This window comes from Mesobacillus sp. AQ2, assembly GCF_030122805.1.
In the GTDB taxonomy this organism is placed as follows: domain Bacteria; phylum Bacillota; class Bacilli; order Bacillales; family Cytobacillaceae; genus Mesobacillus; species Mesobacillus oceanisediminis_A.
Genome location: NZ_CP126080.1, coordinates 4483745 through 4504300, shown reverse-complemented (window position 1 = coordinate 4504300; position 20556 = coordinate 4483745). Strand labels below are relative to the sequence as shown.

Annotated in this window: 17 protein-coding genes; 15 read left to right on the top strand and 2 right to left on the bottom strand. The window is 33.8% G+C overall.

All coding sequences use genetic code 11. The features are described 5' to 3' along the window. Positions 1-59: 59 nt before the first annotated feature. The 8 genes from QNH36_RS22535 (at position 60) to QNH36_RS22500 (ending at position 8946) form a co-directional block, all read left to right on the top strand. A complete protein-coding gene (locus tag QNH36_RS22535; RefSeq protein WP_283904308.1) occupies positions 60-575 on the top strand; it encodes an acyltransferase in 516 nt (171 codons plus the stop codon). A gap of 1 nt (position 576) precedes the next feature. Further along, the gene (locus tag QNH36_RS22530; RefSeq protein ID WP_283904307.1) at positions 577-1761 is read left to right on the top strand and encodes a glycosyltransferase family 4 protein; all 1185 of its coding nucleotides are present in this window, start codon (positions 577-579) and stop codon (positions 1759-1761) included. Then, the gene (locus QNH36_RS22525) at positions 1758-2858 is read left to right on the top strand and encodes a glycosyltransferase family 4 protein (protein ID WP_283904306.1); all 1101 of its coding nucleotides are present in this window, start codon (positions 1758-1760) and stop codon (positions 2856-2858) included. The genes QNH36_RS22530 and QNH36_RS22525 overlap by 4 nt, the downstream gene beginning before the upstream one ends. 57 nt (positions 2859-2915) lie before the next feature. Beyond that, positions 2916-4325 carry an oligosaccharide flippase family protein gene (locus tag QNH36_RS22520; RefSeq protein WP_283904305.1) on the top strand — a complete coding sequence of 470 codons (1410 nt, stop codon included), beginning with the start codon at positions 2916-2918 and terminating at the stop codon, positions 4323-4325. A 425-nt stretch (positions 4326-4750) separates the two neighbouring features. Then, positions 4751-6127: a UDP-glucose dehydrogenase family protein gene (locus tag QNH36_RS22515; RefSeq protein ID WP_283904304.1), complete on the top strand. Its 1377-nt coding sequence runs from the start codon at positions 4751-4753 to the stop codon at positions 6125-6127. Then, positions 6102-7127, top strand: a complete 1026-nt coding sequence (locus tag QNH36_RS22510) for a GDP-mannose 4,6-dehydratase (RefSeq protein ID WP_283904303.1) — start codon at positions 6102-6104, stop codon at positions 7125-7127. The genes QNH36_RS22515 and QNH36_RS22510 overlap by 26 nt, the downstream gene beginning before the upstream one ends. 92 nt (positions 7128-7219) lie before the next feature. Beyond that, positions 7220-8260 (top strand): phosphoribosyltransferase-like anti-phage protein, encoded by a 1041-nt coding sequence (locus QNH36_RS22505; protein WP_283904302.1) that lies wholly within the window; start codon positions 7220-7222, stop codon positions 8258-8260. Between the two features lie 14 nt (positions 8261-8274). Then, positions 8275-8946: an NADAR family anti-phage protein gene (locus QNH36_RS22500; protein ID WP_283904301.1), complete on the top strand. Its 672-nt coding sequence runs from the start codon at positions 8275-8277 to the stop codon at positions 8944-8946. A gap of 152 nt (positions 8947-9098) precedes the next feature. On the opposite strand, the gene QNH36_RS22495 is transcribed toward QNH36_RS22500, so the two are convergent. Both QNH36_RS22495 and QNH36_RS22490 read right to left on the bottom strand, forming a co-directional pair. After that, positions 9099-9353: a hypothetical protein gene (locus QNH36_RS22495; RefSeq protein ID WP_283904300.1), complete on the bottom strand. Its 255-nt coding sequence runs from the start codon at positions 9351-9353 to the stop codon at positions 9099-9101. Between the two features lie 31 nt (positions 9354-9384). After that, a complete protein-coding gene (locus tag QNH36_RS22490; RefSeq protein WP_283904299.1) occupies positions 9385-9627 on the bottom strand; it encodes a helix-turn-helix domain-containing protein in 243 nt (80 codons plus the stop codon). A gap of 263 nt (positions 9628-9890) precedes the next feature. On the opposite strand from QNH36_RS22490, the gene QNH36_RS22485 reads away from it, so the two are divergent. The 7 genes from QNH36_RS22485 (at position 9891) to QNH36_RS22455 (ending at position 20542) form a co-directional block, all read left to right on the top strand. Further along, positions 9891-11078: a restriction endonuclease-related protein gene (locus QNH36_RS22485; RefSeq protein ID WP_283904298.1), complete on the top strand. Its 1188-nt coding sequence runs from the start codon at positions 9891-9893 to the stop codon at positions 11076-11078. Continuing rightward, on the top strand, positions 11068-14568 hold the full coding sequence (locus QNH36_RS22480; protein ID WP_283904297.1) for a hypothetical protein: 3501 nt from the start codon (positions 11068-11070) through the stop codon (positions 14566-14568). Before QNH36_RS22485 ends, QNH36_RS22480 begins: the two co-directional genes overlap by 11 nt. Further along, positions 14565-17144 carry an RNaseH domain-containing protein gene (locus QNH36_RS22475; protein ID WP_283904296.1) on the top strand — a complete coding sequence of 860 codons (2580 nt, stop codon included), beginning with the start codon at positions 14565-14567 and terminating at the stop codon, positions 17142-17144. The genes QNH36_RS22480 and QNH36_RS22475 overlap by 4 nt, the downstream gene beginning before the upstream one ends. 213 nt (positions 17145-17357) lie before the next feature. Next, positions 17358-18026 (top strand): tetratricopeptide repeat protein, encoded by a 669-nt coding sequence (locus tag QNH36_RS22470; protein WP_283904295.1) that lies wholly within the window; start codon positions 17358-17360, stop codon positions 18024-18026. 284 nt (positions 18027-18310) lie between these two features. Next, on the top strand, positions 18311-19066 hold the full coding sequence (locus QNH36_RS22465) for a hypothetical protein (RefSeq protein WP_283904294.1): 756 nt from the start codon (positions 18311-18313) through the stop codon (positions 19064-19066). After that, entirely contained in the window at positions 19053-19592 is a 540-nt protein-coding gene (locus QNH36_RS22460) for a hypothetical protein (protein ID WP_283904293.1), read from the top strand. The genes QNH36_RS22465 and QNH36_RS22460 overlap by 14 nt, the downstream gene beginning before the upstream one ends. A 131-nt stretch (positions 19593-19723) precedes the next feature. Then, positions 19724-20542, top strand: a complete 819-nt coding sequence (locus QNH36_RS22455) for a CBS domain-containing protein (RefSeq protein WP_283904292.1) — start codon at positions 19724-19726, stop codon at positions 20540-20542. The last annotated feature ends 14 nt before the right edge of the window (positions 20543-20556 follow it).

Here is a 20556-nt window from a genome sequence, read left to right as displayed (position 1 = left end):
ATGAGCACTTTAAAAAGTCTTTCTTGTAAATTCTTATTGAGGGTATGGAGAGGGTTTGTATGAAAAAGTTGTTATATATATTTTACAGTCTAATAATCTCAAAGATTCCTGGTGGAAATAATAGTATAGGAAAAAGTTTTCGAAGAAGATTCCAACGTTTACTCGGAATTACCTTGGGTACCAATGCTGTAATAGGTCACCATACTATTATCTCATACCATGTGCTTGATAAATTAGTAATTGGAAATGATTCTGGGGTTGGTCCATATTCCTATATAATGGGAACGGGGAAGATAATTATTGGAAAAAATGTAATTTGTGCCCCTAAAATTACCTTTGTGACTAGGTGGCATGAAATATTTTATGATAAAAATGGTGAAAAAATAAACATTCAAAAAGAAGGCGGCATCACTATTGGTGATAATGTTTTCTTAGGAACAAATGTAACTATTTTACCAAACGTTAATATAGGTGAAAAATCAATTATAGCCAGTGGAACGACCGTATATAAATCAGTACCGCCAAATAGCTTTGTTAGAGGGGCAAAAATGGTTATGGATAGGTTGGAGGGATAATATGAATATTGCTTGTATTTCTCATTATTCACCATTATATAAGAATAAGTCCAATGCTTGGATGTTGGATTTCTATTCATCAGCTTATACTTTTACCGATATTGAAAATATTTATTTTTTTCACGTTAGTTTTAGGAATCAATCTAAAATTATGATAACCAAAATGCAATTAAATAAGAAAATGACAGATGTTTCAATTATTCTTCCATTAAAATATAAGTTTTTTAGATTATTTAATATTACTGATAAAAAGTTCATTTCAATTATTAATAGAGAAATTAAAGAGTTCTTAACCGTAAATAAAATACACCTTGAGATTGTCCATGTAAATACTTTATACTACGCATTCTTTGTTGAAAGTTTTAAAGAATACTCTAATACTTGTAAGTTTTTTTTGCACCTTCACGAAAATAAATATTTATTAAATAAAGTTTTGAATAAAAGTAAATATTCCTCAGTTAATTATATAGATAAATATGATTATATAATAAGGCAAACACCCACAGAAATAGAAAATGTTAAGAAATATAATAGAAATATGATATTTTTACCAAATGCATTTGATGAAAGTTTTTTTAATTACGCTGACAAAGATAACAATGAAACGATTTGTATATTAAGTATAGGTTACTTAAGGAAAACTAAAAATTATATACTCGCACTTGACGTAATTAAATTTCTAATTTCTAAAGGCTACGATGTTAAATATAATATTATTGGGTCAGGACCAGAGCTGAAAAAATTGGTTAAGTATACGAAAAAAAATAACATTCAAGATGCGGTTATTTTTCATGGATTTCAAAATAAAGAAGAAATACAAAAAAGTTTAATAAAAAGTGATTTGCTATTAAATACAAGTTACTATGAAAGTTTTGGGAATGTTTTATTGGAGGCATTAACGACAGGAACACCGGTAGTAACATGTGCTGAAGGTGGACCGGAATATCTATTTAAATGGTCTAGTAACAATATTTATTTAGGTGAGTATGTATCAGCTAATGTTGATAAGATATCCGAAGCGATTATAAAAGTAATCGAAGATAAAGACAAAAACCGGATAACTGGTATGAAAAAAACTAGTCAAACAGTTAGACAAAGATTTTCAAGCAAAAGATTTCTTAGTGATCTAATAAATATTAGACAGAACGGATATAAGGTTGTCAAAGAATGGTGGAAATATGAATGAAAAATATATGTTTTATATTTAAAATTACAAAAAATTATGGTGGTGCTGAAAGAAGGTTTGCCAGATTAATAAACTACCTTAGCAAAGATACTAATTACAAAATAAATGTTATTTTAGTAGGAAAAAAAAACGATTTAAAAAAGTTTATATCTGAATATCTAGTAAACAGTAATTTATTTATTTTTGAAACTAGCAGAAATATTAAAGTGTTAACTTTATTATTAAAAATAAATATTGACATAGTGCATTTTATTACTGTTAATAGTTCCTTTTTTTTTCTTTATAGGACTTTTAGATTTTTTAAGAAAAAGAAGGAGATTATCTTATCATTAAATTCGTATGATTTATGTTTAGGGAAATACAAAAACAGATTGCAGAAAATAACTTTTCATGAATTGTTAAGTTCAGTGGATAAAATTGATTGTCTTTATCCATTATATGTTGACAATGTGAAAAGAATATCACAGGAGATTTCTTCAAAAGAAATAAAAATACATTCTCCAAATAACTCTTTTACGGATTTAGAGAAATTTAAACCTTCAAATAAAAAATCTAAGGTTATAGTTTTTGCATCACGATTGATTGGACAAAAAAACCCTATATTAGCAATACAAGCAGTTAATGAATGCCGAGCTATTATACGAAGTAATGATTACAAGGTTATCTTTGCAGGTGGTGGACCTTTGTATTCTTATATAGAAGAATACATTAAGACGAATAAATTAGAGGATATTGTAAATTTGACAGGAAATATTGATTTAAGTAATGTTCTTGCAACTTCAAGAATATTTTTGTCAATTCAAGATTTGGAAAACTACCCTTCACAGTCATTACTAGAAGCGGTGTCATCTGGTAATTTTGTAATTGCATCAGAGGTAGGTGACACGAAAAGAATAGTGAAAGAACCATTTGGTATGTTAACAAGTTTAAATTTAATTGATTTGACGAACAGTCTAATAAAAGCTATCAAGATTACAAGTGATAATAATAGAATGGATGAAATATCAAAGGAATCAAGAGCATTTGCAATGGGGAATTTTAAGATTTCTTTGTACGCAGATCATATCAAAGGGATTTGGAGTAACAAAAACAAGTAGGAGTTTTAATATAAGAGGGTTTAGACGAAGTTAATAAATAGAGGGAGATTAGATAATGTGGAAGAAAGCTTAAAACGATTTGCGAGTAGGCTAGTATCCTTTTCCTTAGGGCCGGCTGTAGCGGGTCTAATAGGATTAATTATCGTTCCAATAACTACTTATTTTGTTTTGCCAAATGAGTTCGGGAAAGCATCGATGTATACCCTTACCTATACTCTAGGCTCGCTAATTATTTATTTTGGTTTGGATCAATCCTTTTTAAGAGAGTATCATTCAAATCCTGAAAAGCGTAAAGTCTTTGCGAACTCAGTAATATTGCCACTAACACTTTCTGTGGTTTTATGTATAACTTTTTTGCTTTTTTATAAGAACTTATCATTGATTTTATTTAATGAAATTAATTTTTTAGCAATTTTTTATTTATCAATATCCCTTATTTTAGCGATTATCAATAGATTCAGCTTGTTAAAAATTAGAATTCAGGAAAAAGCAATATTATATTCTGCATTTATCATTCTTAACAAATTCATAGAAGGATTACTTTTGCTAATAATATTAATTTATTTTGATAGATCTTTTATTGGTATTATTAGTGCTACTTTTTTCAGCTTGCTAATAATAACATTTATTCAATTTTTAAGTACTATGAAAGATTGGACGGCTTTTTTATCAATAGATAAGGTATTAATAAAAAAACTTCTGGACTTCGGGTTACCATTGGTACCCGCTTCAATTGTTATATGGATTTTTAATTCTATGGACCGGCTAGCTTTAAAAAGTTGGTCCACGTATGATGAATTAGGTATATATTCAGCTGCATTTAAGATCGTAGGGTTTTTAGCGATTTTCCAACAATCATTCGCTACTTTTTGGATACCAACAGCTTACAGGTGGTTTGAAAGTAATGTTTCAAATGAAAGATTTGAAAAAGTTGGACAATTTTCAATGTTCTATATGGGTCTTATTTTTATTGGAATCATATCATTTAAGGATATAATAATACAAATATTAGGAGCATCTTATTCTGTTGCTGCTTTAAGTGTGCCATTTCTACTTTTTTCTCCATTAATGTACACAATATCAGAGTGCACTTCATTAGGGATAGCTTTTAAGAGAAAAACAAATTATAATATATTAATTTCAGTGATTGTAGCAATTCTTAATTTAATAGGTAACTACTTTTTAGTTCCTGAATATGGAGCGCTAGGAGCTTCTATCTCTACTGGAATCTCATATATAGCTTTTTTCTGGCTTAGAACAATGATATCAAGACAATTGTGGTATAAATTCGAAGTCAAAATTTATATCCTTAATACAGTATTAATGGTTGTAATTGCTGCAGCCTCACTATTAGTTGATAGTTTGGTATTAAATATATTTTTCGTTTTGTTATTATGTTTGATTAATTTAAATACTTTGAAATATTCAGTGTTAATTGTTGAAAAACTTTTAAGAGGTAAGAAATAAATTTTAACTAGATATTCATTTGTATATATTTGTTAATGTCGGTAAGAAAAAATATCTCAAAGTAAGCATGAGTGAAAAAAAGTTTTTAAATTAAAATTTCAAATCATTACTAGTGGGTTGGTAATGGGGTTAAATAGGGTTTTAAAAATAGAATTTATCTTTTGTAGGAAGCAGTGGACCAACCATATGCTTCTTTTTAATTTAATATATTCAATCAAGAGGTAGGGGTTTAAGGTGATATTATGTTCGTATCTTTGTCCTCTTTTTTGAAATTTACATTGACAGGGAAAATTGCCAAGTGTGTGGATAGATACAGGTAAAAAAGTTTGAATGAATGAGTAGCAAAAATGATATCTTACTAGTTTCTGTATATTCTTCTTGCATGTTAGATACACTTTTATACTATGAATAAGGAGATGTTTAATTTGTTTAAAATTGCAGTTGCAGGTACAGGATACGTGGGCTTAGTGGCCGGTGTTTGTTTTGCGGAAATGGGTCATCAAGTAATATGTGTGGATATAGATGAAAACAAAGTAAAATTAATGAAGTCCGGTATGTCCCCTATTTATGAAACTGGTTTAGAAGAGATGATGCAGAAGAATTACTCAGCAGGAAGAATTGATTATTCAACAGATTATAATTCAGCCTACAAGGATGCGGATGTAATATTTATTGGTGTCGGTACTCCAGAACAACCCGATGGATCTGCTAATCTAGCATATATTGCAACTGTTGCAAGGCAGATTGCAGAATCTGTAGAAAAAGATTGTCTTGTTGTTGTAAAATCTACTGTTCCAGTCGGAACAAACGATAAGGTTGAACAATTTATCAATGATTTCTTAGTTAATGACGTAAGAGTGGAAGTAGCATCTAACCCGGAGTTCTTGGCACAAGGGTCTGCAGTCCATGATACTCTCTATGCAGAGAGAGTTATTATCGGTACAGAAAGTAAATGGGCTGAAGAACGCTTAATGAAAATCTATGAGCCATTCCATTTGCCTACTGTTTCAGTTAATAGAAGATCTGCTGAAATGATCAAGTATGCATCGAACGATTTCCTTGCACTTAAAATATCTTACATGAACGACATTGCAAATCTTTGTGAATTAGTAGGTGCGGATATTCAGGATGTAGCAAGAGGCATGAGCTTTGATGACCGTATTGGAAGCAAGTTTTTAAATGCTGGTATTGGATTCGGTGGCTCATGTTTTCCTAAGGATACTAAGGCTCTTGAGTATATTGCCAAACAGAATGGATATGAGCTGAAAACTGTTAAAGCGGCAATTGATGTTAATAAAGAACAAAAAACCATGTTATATAAAAAGGCGAGTAAGAGGCTTATTACTTTCAATGGTCTTAAGGTAGCTGTGCTTGGGTTGACTTTTAAACCTGGAACGGATGATCTAAGGGAAGCTGCATCACTTGAGAATGTTCCTTTGTTATTAGATCAAGGTGCTGATATTTATGCTTTTGATCCAATAGGAGCGGCTAACTTTTCAAATGTTTATCCTCAAGGGCAGTATGGACAAGGTAGAATAACTTATGTAGATAGTGCAGAAGAAGCCTTAAAAGATGCGAATGTATGCTTCATTTTCACTGAGTGGGGAGAAGTTAAAGCTGTAACAGCAGATGCTTACAAAGAACTAATGAGAACTCCTTTAGTATTTGACGGAAGGAATATTTATAAAGTTGAAGAAATGAAAGATGCGGGGGTTGAGTACCATTCGATTGGAAGACCACCTGCTACTCGTGAAAGCGTAAAGGAGTCGAAGAAACTTGTATCAGAAGTCATTGGATCCTAATAAAGTTTATTTGATTACTGGTGCTGCTGGGTTTATTGGATTTTATCTATCTAAGAAACTATTAGATCAAGGTTGCACAGTAATTGGTATTGATAATGTTAATGATTATTATGATGTTAATTTGAAATATGCTCGATTGGAACAGCTTGAACCATATGAGAGGTTTACGTTTGTTAAGGGTGATATTTCTGATAAAGATTTTATTAATGGAATTTTTGAGAAGTACAAGCCTAATATAGTCGTAAATCTAGCAGCCCAGGCAGGAGTGAGATATTCGATTGAAAATCCAGATGTATATATTCAGAGTAATGTCATTGGTTTTTACAATATTCTTGAGGCATGCAGACACAATCCTGTTGACCATTTAGTCTATGCATCCTCCAGCTCTGTATACGGTGCAAATAAAAAGGTTCCGTTTGAAGAGACTGACTTTGTGGATAATCCCGTGTCACTTTACGCGTCTACTAAAAAATCTAATGAATTGATGGCACATACTTATAGCCATCTATATAAGATTCCAGCAACGGGTCTCCGCTTCTTTACAGTATACGGACCAATTGGAAGACCTGACATGGCTTACTTTGGCTTTACTGATAAGTACTTTGCTGGAGAGCCAATTAAGATTTTCAATAACGGCGATTTTGAATACGACCTTTACCGTGACTTTACCTATATTGATGATATTGTAGTGGGAATTGAGCGACTGATTACCAGTCCACCAGTCAATACCGTTGCCCACAAGGTTTATAACATCGGTAATAACAGCCCAGAGAAACTGATGACCTTTATTGAAACATTGGAGAAGGCATTGAGCAATTCACTGGGAAGAGAAGTTCAGTTTGAGAAAGTCTTTGAACCAATCAAACCAGGAGATGTACCGGCGACTTATGCATCGACAGATCGACTGCAGCAGGCGGTTGGGTTTAAGCCTGAGACTTCAATTGAAGAAGGACTGCAAAAGTTTTCGGATTGGTATGTGGAGTATTATAAGAAAAGTTAAACATAAAGAGTTCTCAACTACCGTTGAGGGCTCTTTTTTATAACCAAATATGAAAGCGGTTTCCTATACGTTCTATTTAAAGGAGGATTACTATGCAAGTAGAGGTTAGGTATAAAGAAAATTTAATTAACTCAATAGTTGAAATCACACAGGATTATAAGAACGGTACAATAATGAGTTATGATCATGTTAATAGGTGGGTTGAGCAATTTGAAGCTTCTAGTCAAACAACAATTTTAAGCGAAATAGAACATTTACTTAAAAATAACTATATATCTAGGTCTAAAGCCTATACTCTACTCGAAGGATACATCAATATACCAGAAATATTTACTGATAACTTCTTTCAAAATAGACATAAAATCAAGCTTTTAAATATCCAAGGTAGAGGAGGAAGCCAAAATGAATTATTAGATTTAATGGATGAAATCATTAAGGATAGGTACAATTTTAGTATATATGAATACGAACCCTTAGAAACTCAGAGATATATCTACTTGGATGATTGTATGTATACTGGTAATAGATTATATAGAGATATAGAAAATTGGATAAATATTGCTAAACCTAATACAACTTTATACATTTTGTACTTTGCATGGTATAAAAATAATTTTGAGTATCGCAAAAATATGATTGAAGCAATATGTGCCCAAAAGTATATAAAGGTATGCTTTTGGAAGTATAAGGAATTCAGTAATAATATATTTAGTGATAATCATGATTTTTTTTGGCCCTCAATTGCAAATAGTTATAGTCAAGAGGTATTAGACTTTATTGAGTATATAGACGAAAAACGAACTGAAAAACAAAGAAATAATATTCCTATATTAAGAGAATCTAATATAGCCTATCAAACAGGGATGTTTTCATCTATAGAAAAAAGGTCAATTCTAGAAAAAACCTTTCTTGAAAAAGGTGTATTTATATTTAATTTAATAAATGAACCTAATCAATCTATGAAGCCTATGGGCTACGACTATCATAATACATTAGGTTTCGGTTCATTTTTTATAACCTACAGAAATATTGCCAATAATTGCCCTATTGTATTGTGGTGGGGGGATCCTAACAAACAATACCCAATAAATCAGTGGTACCCACTATTCCCTAGAACCACTAATAATTTATAGTTAGAGGTAGAAGTATGGAAAAACGAGAAATTAGAAAATACTACAGAGATAAATCTATTGTCTTTAGAAAAACTAAAGAAGACTTCGGCGGACTTTCAAATATGGCAGGCGGTTATCTCATTTATTTGAATGGGATTCGTATATTATCTTCAGAAGCTTTATATCAAGCATGTAGGTATCCGCATATTCCTGACGCTCAGAAAGAGATTGTTTTTCAAAAAAGTCCAATGACGGCAAAAATGAAAAGTAAAAAGTATAAAGAGAATAGTAGACCTGACTGGGATGATGTACGTCTAAAAGTTATGCGATGGTGCCTTAGAGTAAAGCTCTTTAATAATTGGGATAAATTCTCTACATTACTGTTGAGTACAGAAGATTTACCTATTGTTGAAGAGTCGAATAAAGATGATTTCTGGGGAGCAAAACCAGTTGATATAAACTTATTAATCGGAACCAATGCGTTAGGACGCCTGTTAATGGAGCTAAGAGATGAGATAAAGACTCTGGAATCTAATAAAGAATATATACTAAACCCCCCTGACATCCCTTATTTCATGTTTTATGGTAGAGAAATTGAAAGAACTATATTTAAAATGCCTAAGGAATTAAAAGCAATTGACGAAAAGAAAAAAGCAGATTATGAAACAATTCAACAACTTTCGATATCAGACTTATTTGAAAATTAGTGGTATTAGGATGATTTTTAGGATGGATGTTCTAAAGCGGACAAACGGAAGTTTTATTCGAAAAAAGGCACGGTGAGCAGAAGGGATATGGGGACGGATTCCATGTCCTTTCAGGTTTCGAAATATTTCTGTTGGGATGTTGTGTCCCTTAATTACCATTTGTTTCCGTTGAATAATTCTGGATAGGCTTGTTTGTATAGTTGAATCATTGCTTTTTTGGCTGCTTGTTTTTTGCTTCTGGGGTGTGTGGCTGTGGCGGTTATATCTCTGTATGGTCGTTGTTCGTCGCAGATATTGACGGTGATTTGATATTCGTGTGGATAATGGATGATATCCATTTCTATTTCGTCACCGTATTCGTTTATGAATTGAATTACATCCCAGGAGAGGTAGTCGGATGCTATCATTATAATCACCTTTGTGTTTTAGTGTGGATATTTAATGTTCATCTTCTATGGTAACAATCTCGATGATTTTACGGATATCTGTGATGTTCAGTGCTTCGCTAATTCGTTTGATGTGGTCAAAATGGATGCTTTTTCTCTTATTGTTGGCCAATTCACTTAGTGTTGCATGGCGAATGTCTGCTAATCTCGATAATTCTCTTAATGAGATTCCATGATCACTCAGCAGCCTATTCAAATTGATTTTCACCTGTTTTTTGCCATAGCTTACACCCATTCCTAATGACTATAAGCCAAAACTAACATCTTTGGACAAACGAAGTGGTACGCGTTCGCGTACCACTTCGTTTGTTTACAGAGAAAATTTTTATGGGTTGGTAAGGTGGTCTTTTTAAGGCAGAATCCAATACATCTAGGATGTTAAGTATAGGATGAATTTTTGTTTTCTATAGGTCATTTCTCGTTCGATTTTAAGTTTTCACCAGCGATTTTTTATTGAAGATTGGGAAAGAAAAAATACAATAAGACAGGGGATGTATCATGCCAGCGATCGATACTTTGAAGATTGATAAATCATTAGAAGACTTGATTTATCAAGTGATTGATAATTATATGGATTTTATGGATAAAAAAGAAGTGCCTGTGGCTGTTTATTCATTACATAGAGAGTTGGTGCTTAACTATAAGGAAACAGTCCCTCTAAATTTGATTGATTTCTTTTATATACTAAAAAAAAAGCGACTGAAAGATATTTTTCACACCTCTGATAGTCAAAATCCCCTTTTTAATGACCTATTCGACACAACCTTATTTACCGATGGTTGCCTGTCGGAACTTGCGACTGATTTCTATATGGACTACAAACAATCAAAAATTGACCCCTTGCAGAGACAACAGTATCAGATGAAAGACTTTCTTGATCATTGTAGAAGCCAAATTGATAGAGAGAAATATCAGAATGTTTACACTGCTGTTCGCGTTAAGTTATATAACAAAGGTTTCTTCCAGAATGGGAATTTTCAGTATGAACCAGCTCTCAATATCCTCTTAGAAAATGAACTAGAATTGCACTTTATTGAGCTGGCTGATTTGTATGGAATTTCCCTGTCAGATGAAGAAATCATCCGTGGGTTATATCGAAAGATCAATGGACCTCTCAAATTCGAGATCTGCAATTATTGCAAAATGCCAATGAAGTCTAAAAATGTCTGTTACAACAATCATGTTTGTTTCCATGATCACACGAAAAACCGCCAGGAAAGGGAGACGTTCTTATTGAAACAAGGCGAGGTAGCCTATATCCCTCTTGATGGAATTGCTTATTTTAATGTATTGCCTGGAATAGAAGAGTTTAGGATTTATACAATACTAAAAAAACTATTTGAAAATGAAAGCATTTCAGTCAATTTATTTCCAAACCTAGAACGTGATGGAGATATTGAGATACTTGCTGGGAAGAAAAGAATTTTAATTGATGTAAAAGATTATCGGGAACCTGAAAGGCTTGCTCGTCACATCAATGAGCGAATAGGGAACTATTTTAATTTGGAGTATGTTCATATTCCAAAGTACAGAATGAAAGGCAGTGACTATTTAAGAGTATTAAGAGATCAGGTAAATAAAGATACCTTTTTTAAGGTAACTGGGAAAACGCTGAAATTTGTCAATCAAAAGCAACTGATAGCAGAAATAGAAGATGTTCTTGGGAGGTTAAAAAATGAAGCGTAGGTCATTTCAAAATCTAAGAAGCACGGATATAAAACTGGATGAAAGTATTTCTGTTTCCTTTAACCCTTCCTTGCTGGATGAATCCCCGCAAAGAGGCGAGCTATCTAAGTTGAGAAAGGATTTAGCAGAAATTATCCCCGGGAATGTTGATTCATTTCTCTATCTTGAAATGTTTTTATATTACGGTGAAATTTTGTTTGAATGGCTGCAGAAACATGTTGATAGACTGTATCCATTCCAGAATCTTCACCTGATCCCACAAAATCATCCGGAGTATTTCAGGAACTATGATATTGATCGATTTTACCTAAAGAGAGTCACGTTTCTTATGCAGCCTTTTTATAGTAGAAAAGGAATCAATTCTTTATGGAGAAACTACTTGCAAATCAACCCGCAAGTAAGAATGTTCGATGGCTATAAAGGTGAAGATGGGGTAGAATGGGTCACCAGAAATCCATCGTGTATCAGGGATGATAAAAGTGTCCGGACTCTCTTTAAGAATATCATTGATGATAGACGAAACCTCCAACTGATGATTCGGTATCACCCATTTGCCCTTGATGTGCATAAAGACAGCAAAATGGTGCTGAAACCAAACCAATCAGAAGATATCATAAAAAACAAAGGGATGGAACCGGTAAGCAAAAAATTAAGAGACGTATATCCTGATTATATGTTCAAAGACAAGCATCATTTTTTAATAACAGACCATATTGAAAAAGTAATCAAAAAGAAAAAATCCCTTCAGGATTTGAATGCCATCCTGAGACTAAAGGAGACTGCGGAACAGTTAGCGGTTGAATCAGGAGATTCTAAATGGATTGATCTCTATAATAATATAGAACTCAAAAAGATAGATTATAGATCATCAGGCTTGTTACCAGCTGATTTCAAATTGGATGAACTCACCCATGTCATTGGCAGGCTTGGAGCAGGAAAATCCATATTAACGAAGCTGGTGACAAAGAATGTGACACAACATGGCAAGAAGGTCTTAATACTAGAAAATGATGTTTTAAAGTGCTTTAAGTTAATGAACGAATTGAAAGAATTAGGGATAAAAGCTGCTGTGTTTTTGGGCGATAGCAGTATTCAGCGCCACCGGGAAGATTATGCTGCATCATATGCTGATAAAGCATCTGATCTGCTTACCTTTTTTGCAGGACACGAAGAACAATTTAAAATTCTATCTGACTTTAATTATACGCATGAGTATTTGAAACAACACTTCGAACATACCCGCAAGCCGCGGAATCAGATGATCGAAATGGATTTAGGAGACGGAGTAGCTGAATTTATTGCTCCTGACTATTCTTTTAATGGGGATTTTGAGAAATATAGATTACTGGCAGAAGCCGATGTTTGGATTGGTAATTATGATGCACTCTTGTTATCCAAAGTCCCATATCATGCAGACCTATTTGAGCGTAACTACTTCACTCTTGGGTGGCTAAGGTCAGATTTAATCATTGTCGATGAGTACGATTTAGCGCAACAACGCTTTGATAATGCTTTAATCCAGGAACTGAATCTAGTCACCGATAAGACAGAAAAAAGAATAAACTTCCTTGATTATATGTACAATGTTGTGACTGAAATTAAGAAGTCAGGTATGTCTGGATTTGTCGGGAATTACGCTGATGCCATCTCCATTTCACAGCGGCTAGGCAGGTATCTGTATTCGCAGTTATTTCCACAGCCAGTCATCAGAGATCAGCTAAAGAATAAAACTTTTACAATGGATTTACTTGTCTCTAGCTTCACTTATGAATTTATACAGGAGTGTTCGAATGTAAATGATCTGGAGCATTTTCTAGTTGATTTCTTAAATCTGAGCTCTGCAAAGAAAAGAGAGTTATCCCCGACACTACGACTCCTATATGAAGATTTAACAGAATACTATATGCCTAGAGTGACAACTGAGTTTGGGGATGAAGACCCGAGTGAACTAAGAGACCGGATAATAGTTGATCTTCTGGCTGAATTGCAAGATGAGTATCATATCGTATTTAAGAAGGATGCCTATTATGGTAAAGATTTCTCATCCGTAATTAAAGAAAGATTGGATCTGTTGCTGGCCTTCTCAATTTTTGATCGTAATAATCGCTTCTTGATTAATGAATATCAAACTTTTATGATGCTTCTGGAAGAGGAAAACAAGGACCTGATTGGATCGTTCTCAAATATGGTTCAAGTGAAAAGTGAGCCTTATTATTCTGCTCCTTTGCTAAATGATGTTGTCGCTTATAGGTTCTCATCAGAAGATGAAAAGAATGATAAGCTGAAAATGTTGTATTACTTTGGAGTTGGTCGTAATTTACTTTCGAGAATGCAGGATACCTTCCTGCATATTGAGCCTGTGGAGAAGCCAGCGATGCTGCTTTTATCAGCGACAAGCTATGTTCCAGGATCGAGCGTCTATCATACAAAGATTAAGCCAAAATGGCTATTATCGAATAGGAGTCAAAAGGAACAAAAGATTCAGTTAGATTTTTGCCCAGTGAAGGACAAGGACTTTTCAATTATTAAAGTCTCAGGCAAAGATGATATTTTTAAGAAAGAAAACGCGTTGAAGAAGATTGTGGATTACTTTGTAAGCTCCGGAAAATTTGAGGATGATTTTATTCGGATGGCTGAAGAGTATAGCCATCTTCCTCAGGCAGAACAGCAGAAAGGTAAACAGAGAATCATAGCATTCCCTGTTTTTTCATTTGAAGTGGCTGAGGTATTGGGACGGACCCTAAGGGAACAAACCTCCTATAATGTTCGTGTGCAGTATCAAACCGGAAAGTATGCAAAAGGTGCAAGGATTGAATTTGAGGAAGGATTTCATATCCGCAAGAACGATCTTGAGAACCTTTATGCTGAACCGGTTGATGTATTTGTTTTCGTAGCTAATTCTGTCGGTAGAGGACTGAATATTCTGCAAGGAGTATTAAGCAAGAGCTCTCTCATAGGGACGATGTACTTTTTAGTAAGACCTTACCCTACACCGGATAATTTTAGCGAAGTAGTCCATCAGTTGCATTCTTCATTTGAAGGTTACCTTGAAGATTCAGATAAAGCAATTTCAATGGATGAGCCGCTCTATAAATATTGGTATAAGGTTGAGGGGAAAGTTCGAGGGCTATACAGCAAGTTAATGAATAAGAGAGGTTATTGGAATAGCCTTACAGATGAGAACAAGAAGGTCATCACATTAAATATGCTTACATTAATGTATCAAACCATGGGTCGAGGACTGCGGGGCGGAACAGATCTTCAAGTGTATCTTGTTGATGCAGCCTTTGCACCGTCTACCGCTGAAAAGGCTACAAATGGAATGGTGGCTGAACCAAATGAAGAAAGATTTAATAGCAGTATGCTATCGATGATGGAACATCTTTTGATGAATGAAAGTGACTTCTTGATGGACCTGCTATTTTCCCCATTGAAGGAAGCTGTTAGAGGAAAGGCCTTAATAACTGAAAGGGAGGAGACTTATTTATGAATAAAGTAATGGAAGATTTTTCATCTGTATTCGAGGACCGACTACAAAATGAAGGAATCAAGGACTACCTGCAGCCTTTACGTTATAAAATAGATAAAAATCACCTGGAACAAGCGGTTGTAGTAGCATTTTATATGCCCGATAAGTGGAAAGAGATGACAAGGGCAATTTATTTTAGGAATCATAGAAAGAATCCGATCAGAGATTTAATAAAAGATATTGAGATGGAATATCCAGAGATTTATACCTGTTATTTGGCGGAGCCATCATACTATGGAGATGAACCATTCCTTTTTATAAACAAGGAGGAATACGATTCAAAACCGGCAATGTTAAAAGATATTTCACTGTCTTTTGTTAAGCTTTTGAAAGAATATAACAGACTACACAAATGGTACCTTGACCTATCAGTGGTGAACTCATTTGTAATTGACCCTGTTGTGAAGGTTATGCATTTATCGGAAGTGATACACAAGCCATACAAAATGGCGATACTGAATGGATATTTCACTTCACAGCTTTGCAAGGTGCCGCTTAATGTAACCTTGGAGGTTTATAAGTATATTGGTGAAGAAAAGCTAAAAACTTTTGATGTAATCGAAGAGGTGTTGTATTTCTCGCATGCTTCTGGTGGTGGATTGGAGCACAGTGCAGTATCGCGCCCAATTGAAATTGATGGGGGATATTGTTCCTTTGTTTTGTCTTTTAGCCTTTATGAACCTATCTCCAATGATGACCATTTATATTTGCAGCTAAAGACATCTGTAAGACAGTGGATTTCCTATTCTGAACCTACTGACTACAAAAGCTTTAAGAATAATGTTTCTTTGTATATGGGGAACTTTAAAAAAGATGGAGGATCGAGTATAATCTCGACTACTTTAAGAGCAAAGCAGGGTTCTGACGAAGGAATCGATTATGTAATCCCTTCTGTTCATAAAGAACGGATGGAGGACTTTGGTACTTCTATTCGGGATGTATTGGACAGCACGGTTACCTATATCCAAAATGGTATGAAAGAGGATGGGTTATTTATAGGCTTTCCGGTTGCAAATGCGACAATTTCCTGGTGGGTAAACCATTGGAAGTTTAAGATGACAGGGAATGGAGTTACTCTCGAAGAAGAGCGGAATTTCTATGAACGTGCAGCTGAGGTTGTAGAAGGAATTGAGCCTGTCGACGGGCATAGAATTATTAGTAGTAAAGGTGCTAAAGTACTGGGGAAGGGTAAATCTAAACAGGTTCATTTCTCGAAGATGTTATTGCCAGCAATGCTTAAAAATCAGGAAGTTAGCCTTAATGTTTTTGTTCCGGATGAAAAATATATCGAGTCATTTAAAGAGGAGTTCCTTGCTTTAGTAGAGGATCAACAGGATAAGGAGATCATTTATCCATTAAGAGACGGAAATGCATTTAGAATCAAGTTTTTGAATGGCTATATGACAATTCGCTATAATGCGATATTAATGAAATCAGCTTTCAAAATCTATGAAGGGGCTAAGGAAGAAAAGATAGCTGAAGTCCAATCTGAAGTAACCCAATACTTAAGTGACGACATTATAGAGATGAACATTTTCTTTATCCCTGACTATCACAAACATCCTGAATATAAGAAAAAGGATCCACTTAAGCTTATCCGAAAAGCATTTTTGCAGTTAGGCAAACATGTGCAGTTTATAAATTATCCTGTGAAGGAAAATATTCAAGCTAAAACTCTGGCTAAGAGCAACATTAATCACCCTTATCGAAATGCGTTCTTGGATGCATTGAGCAAACTAGGGGTTGAACAAGCTATCACGAAATATAATGCGCCTTCAAAAGTCGGTGAGACGTTAGCTGATAAAATTATAGAAATAGGTGTTATCCAAGACTATCTAGATAAGAAATCATTTCTTTTCTTAACAAAATATGATGGAGACAATACCTATATAAAAGCAGCTGGAGTTACAGATTGGTATGCCTACCACGAAGTAGCTAAACTTTTTAAAAAGCTCTGTGATTCTAAAACGAGAGGGTCATATGTAGATGAAACATTTATCATGGACCATGTTACTCAAGAGCTTTTCGGAATTGAAAAACCTGTGGTGCTTTATATATCAGCAAATCTTCGTCAAAAGTTAAGTTGGCTCTCTAATAAAAACTTTAAGGTAGATAAAAATCCACTTATCTCACAGCTGCCGAACATCTCTATCATTCGGGTAAATACCTGGAGTGATGTGCCAGATTATTATACAAGGAAATTTAAAAGACACGGAAGTTGGGAAAACTCACAGGTTTCGGGAATCTTCCAGGATAGTGAAAATATATATTACAGCCTTGCCGGGCGTGGAGACCAAATCTATGGCCAACTAGGCAAAACACGTATCGGTTCAGAACAGAAAGAAGAATATAAAAAGAAGAGATTAGTAGAACTTGTGATTTTAAATGCCAACCCGAACATTTCAGAAGTCGAATTGGCTAACCTGGCTCATCAAAGAAGAAGGGTGAACATTTCTTATGATAGCTATACCAACTATCCCCAGGCATTGTATTGGTTGGAGCAGATGATGGGTGATTATGGGAAGATGGAGGGATAGGAGAGGAAATAGGGAGAGCTCTTGTATTCTTTTCGGGAGCATAAATACTTTAAAGGTATTAGTTTAATATATGCTTATTAAGCATTAAATAAATCTGCCCCGTAATACAGGCCAATTGTTGCTAAACATTTTTTAGTACCAACATTTATAATAAATGATGTAGGGTAATGTTTAATAACCAATTGGCAGAAGTGTTAAAGGAGAGTGAGGCGTATGAGATTTGTTCAAAGGATAATCACCATGCTTGTACTGGGATTAATGATCATGGGGATTATTGCTGCTTTTAAAGACAGTAATAAAATTGATGCAAATTACCTCCTAACCGTAATTGCTTCTGTGGGGGCCTTCGGAGGAGTAGCTTTTGCTTTGTATGGCTGGTATAGCACTAGGGAATTGCCAAAGCTCATACAGAAGGAAGTGAGCAAGAAAATTGAAGAACTTGACCAATCATATAGGGAAAGGCTATATATTCAGCAACAAGTCCTTCAAAAAATGAATGCGGTATATGGGATAGAAAACTCCGATAGAAAAATCCTTTTATTAAATGAAATTATTAAACTCGATCCCAGCACTTACAATGTTTATAACACTATGGCTTATGTACATTGGTATGAAAAAAACGATTTAGATACAGCCGAGGAATACTTCCTTAAAGACCTGCAAGTTCATGCTGATAATTATCAAACTATGTCAGATTTAGTCTTTCTTTTCATTGCTAGTGAAGATTGGAAGCGAGCTTTAAAATGGTTGAAGAAAACATTAAAGAAAAGACCGGCAACTTGGAAAGACTTTGATGTTGACCCTCGTATTACTCCATTGAAAGAAAAAATGAAAATAGAGTACGAAGATGCCCTAAACATTGGCAAGTCGAATCCATCTTAATTATGTAGAAAGGGGACATGAGAGCGGTACTCATGTCCCTTTCTTGAGTCTAATTACATAATTAGGTATTGTTTCGTTATTCGACTCGTTGACATACTATTGTTCAGAGAATTTCAATTGCTAAAAGCAATTAGTACGATACAAGATGAAGCGTAAAGGAGAATTATAGTTACGCTTAGTTCTTTTTATTAAGATTTTAATATTACTGATGAAATTAATGTCATGAATATAAAATTGGCCTGAATTTTGACTAGATTATAATTATTTAAAAAGGAGTATTGATATTGAAATTGGTTATTAAACTTTTCATTGGGAATTCAAGAGTTAATTTTAGCAGGACACCTTCATTTAAACCTCGTCCAATTAGTCAGTGGAAGATAGAATCAAGTACATTTGAATTAAATATGTATGGTTCGTTATGGGGAGAAAGCTTAGTCCTGCAGTTAGGAAATCATTTATCTGTATATAGACAAAAAGGAAGTCTTTGGTGGGCTTTAAATCAAACGATATCACCAATTAATCCGAGTTATGAACCGCAAACAGGAAAAACCGCGGGTAGTTCAGTTACGGGAAACTTTGGTGAGGTATTTACAATCTTAGCTTTAGAATCACTGAAACCAACTTCCCAGTTCCTGGGTGTATGTCATATAACTTCAACATCTGGAAAACGATCACCAGATTTGTTTGTTGAAACTTCATCAATAATAGACTCATATAACGATAAGTTTAAACTTAAGAAACGTTCATCGCCACTAAGACCGGATTTACCTCCTCTTATTCCTGGTGAATGCAAAAATTCGGATTTTCTAAATGCACTTAGACAGTTGGCTGTTTATTGGTATAATTCTCCTGGATCACGTGACTACGGATATGGGTTGATTTCAACGATAGATTATAAACAGCCTGATGAGATATTTATAAATTTAAACTTAATTATTCCGAAAGACGATTCTTTGCTAAGAAGTATGCTAGTATCCGAAGAGGTTGCTAAAAAAATTAAACAAGAAGATTTAGAGGGGATTATGTATGGCTTTAAATAGTGAAGTAGATATGATTAGAACATATAAAGAATCAAGAATTGGAATCTGGGTCGGAGACAAGCATAACTCTATAAGAAATTTACATCAATGTTTAGAATATCTAAATGAAAATAAAGAAAGTGGATTAGTTATTCTGAGAAATCATATACATAAAACCTTAGAACAATGGAACAAAGTTGACAATAAAGAATTAGGGTCTATTATTGAAATTCCTTCCAATGTAAGACTCTCAGGAATCTTGCTAATGAATGGAGAAAAGTCTGGGGAGTATAGAGGGTACTTAAGATTCAATACTAGGGATAAGAATCTTAGTAGAAAACTCAAGTTCACTCTTGAATCCTCTACTCTAAATTGGATTACGGTTAACAATTCTAAGGATGGGTTTACTGCTAATATTAGTTATAATCTTTCGAATAATATTCTCCTGGCTGAAATAATCTTTCATCAAACCATTCATAAAAATAGAATAGAGCTACAAGAAGTCATAGGGAGATTTATATTAGATAATATAATGAAAAAATCATAATTCCATTTATTCGCTTTAGTGTATTTATCCCTCAGCACAGGGTCGTTTGTTTGCATTCTAAGATTTCATGGATATACTTCCATCTATTCGATGATTTATGAAGTGAGATCTTTCATAAAGGAGTAGTGTTAATGGAAAGGTTAGAAAGTCCAAGAAATAAGTATTATACCTTAAAAAATCTCTATGAAACAAGCATTACGGTTGATTGTATTGCAGAGTCTCTTATAGTATGTGATCTCAATGGTGACTCTTTGCAAATAAAAAAAGAAATGTACTATAGAAATTATGATGTTATTGGTGTATTAGATGATAATGAAATTGCAGGATATATTGAAAGAGAAGATTTAAACGAGGGACAAGTTAAGAATTACTTGAAGCGATTCAATACAAATGAAATAATCACTAATACTACTCCGCTAATTCAGTTTTTACATATATTAAAAGGTAAAAGTAGGTTATTTGTTCTTGAAAAGAATAAAGTTACAAAACTAATTACATCTGCTGATTTGCAAAAACCTCCAGTAAGAATTCTGATCTTTGGTTATATTACTCTTTTGGAAATGAATCTAGGAGAAATAATCAAATGGAGGTTTGAAGGGGATGAGTGGAAAAAGTATATTAGTTATGAACGCTTTGAAAAAGCAGAAGATTTATATATCAAGCGGCAGAATAAGAATGAAGATATAAATTTAATAGAGTGCTTACAAATCAGTGATAAAATGCAAATAATTAGGAAAGATGAATATTTATTTTCATTCTTTAAGATGTCCAAAAGTAAGTGGAAAGATATATCAGATGAATTAAGAGACTTGAGAGACCAAATCGCTCATTCAAATGAATTGGGGGTTGAATCAAACTGGGAGGATATTATTAAACTATTAGAGAATTGTGAGTATTTATTAGAGATTAGTGAAGAGTTGTTGGCAGAACCATCTCAATCTAGAAGTTAGAAAAAGAAACACAG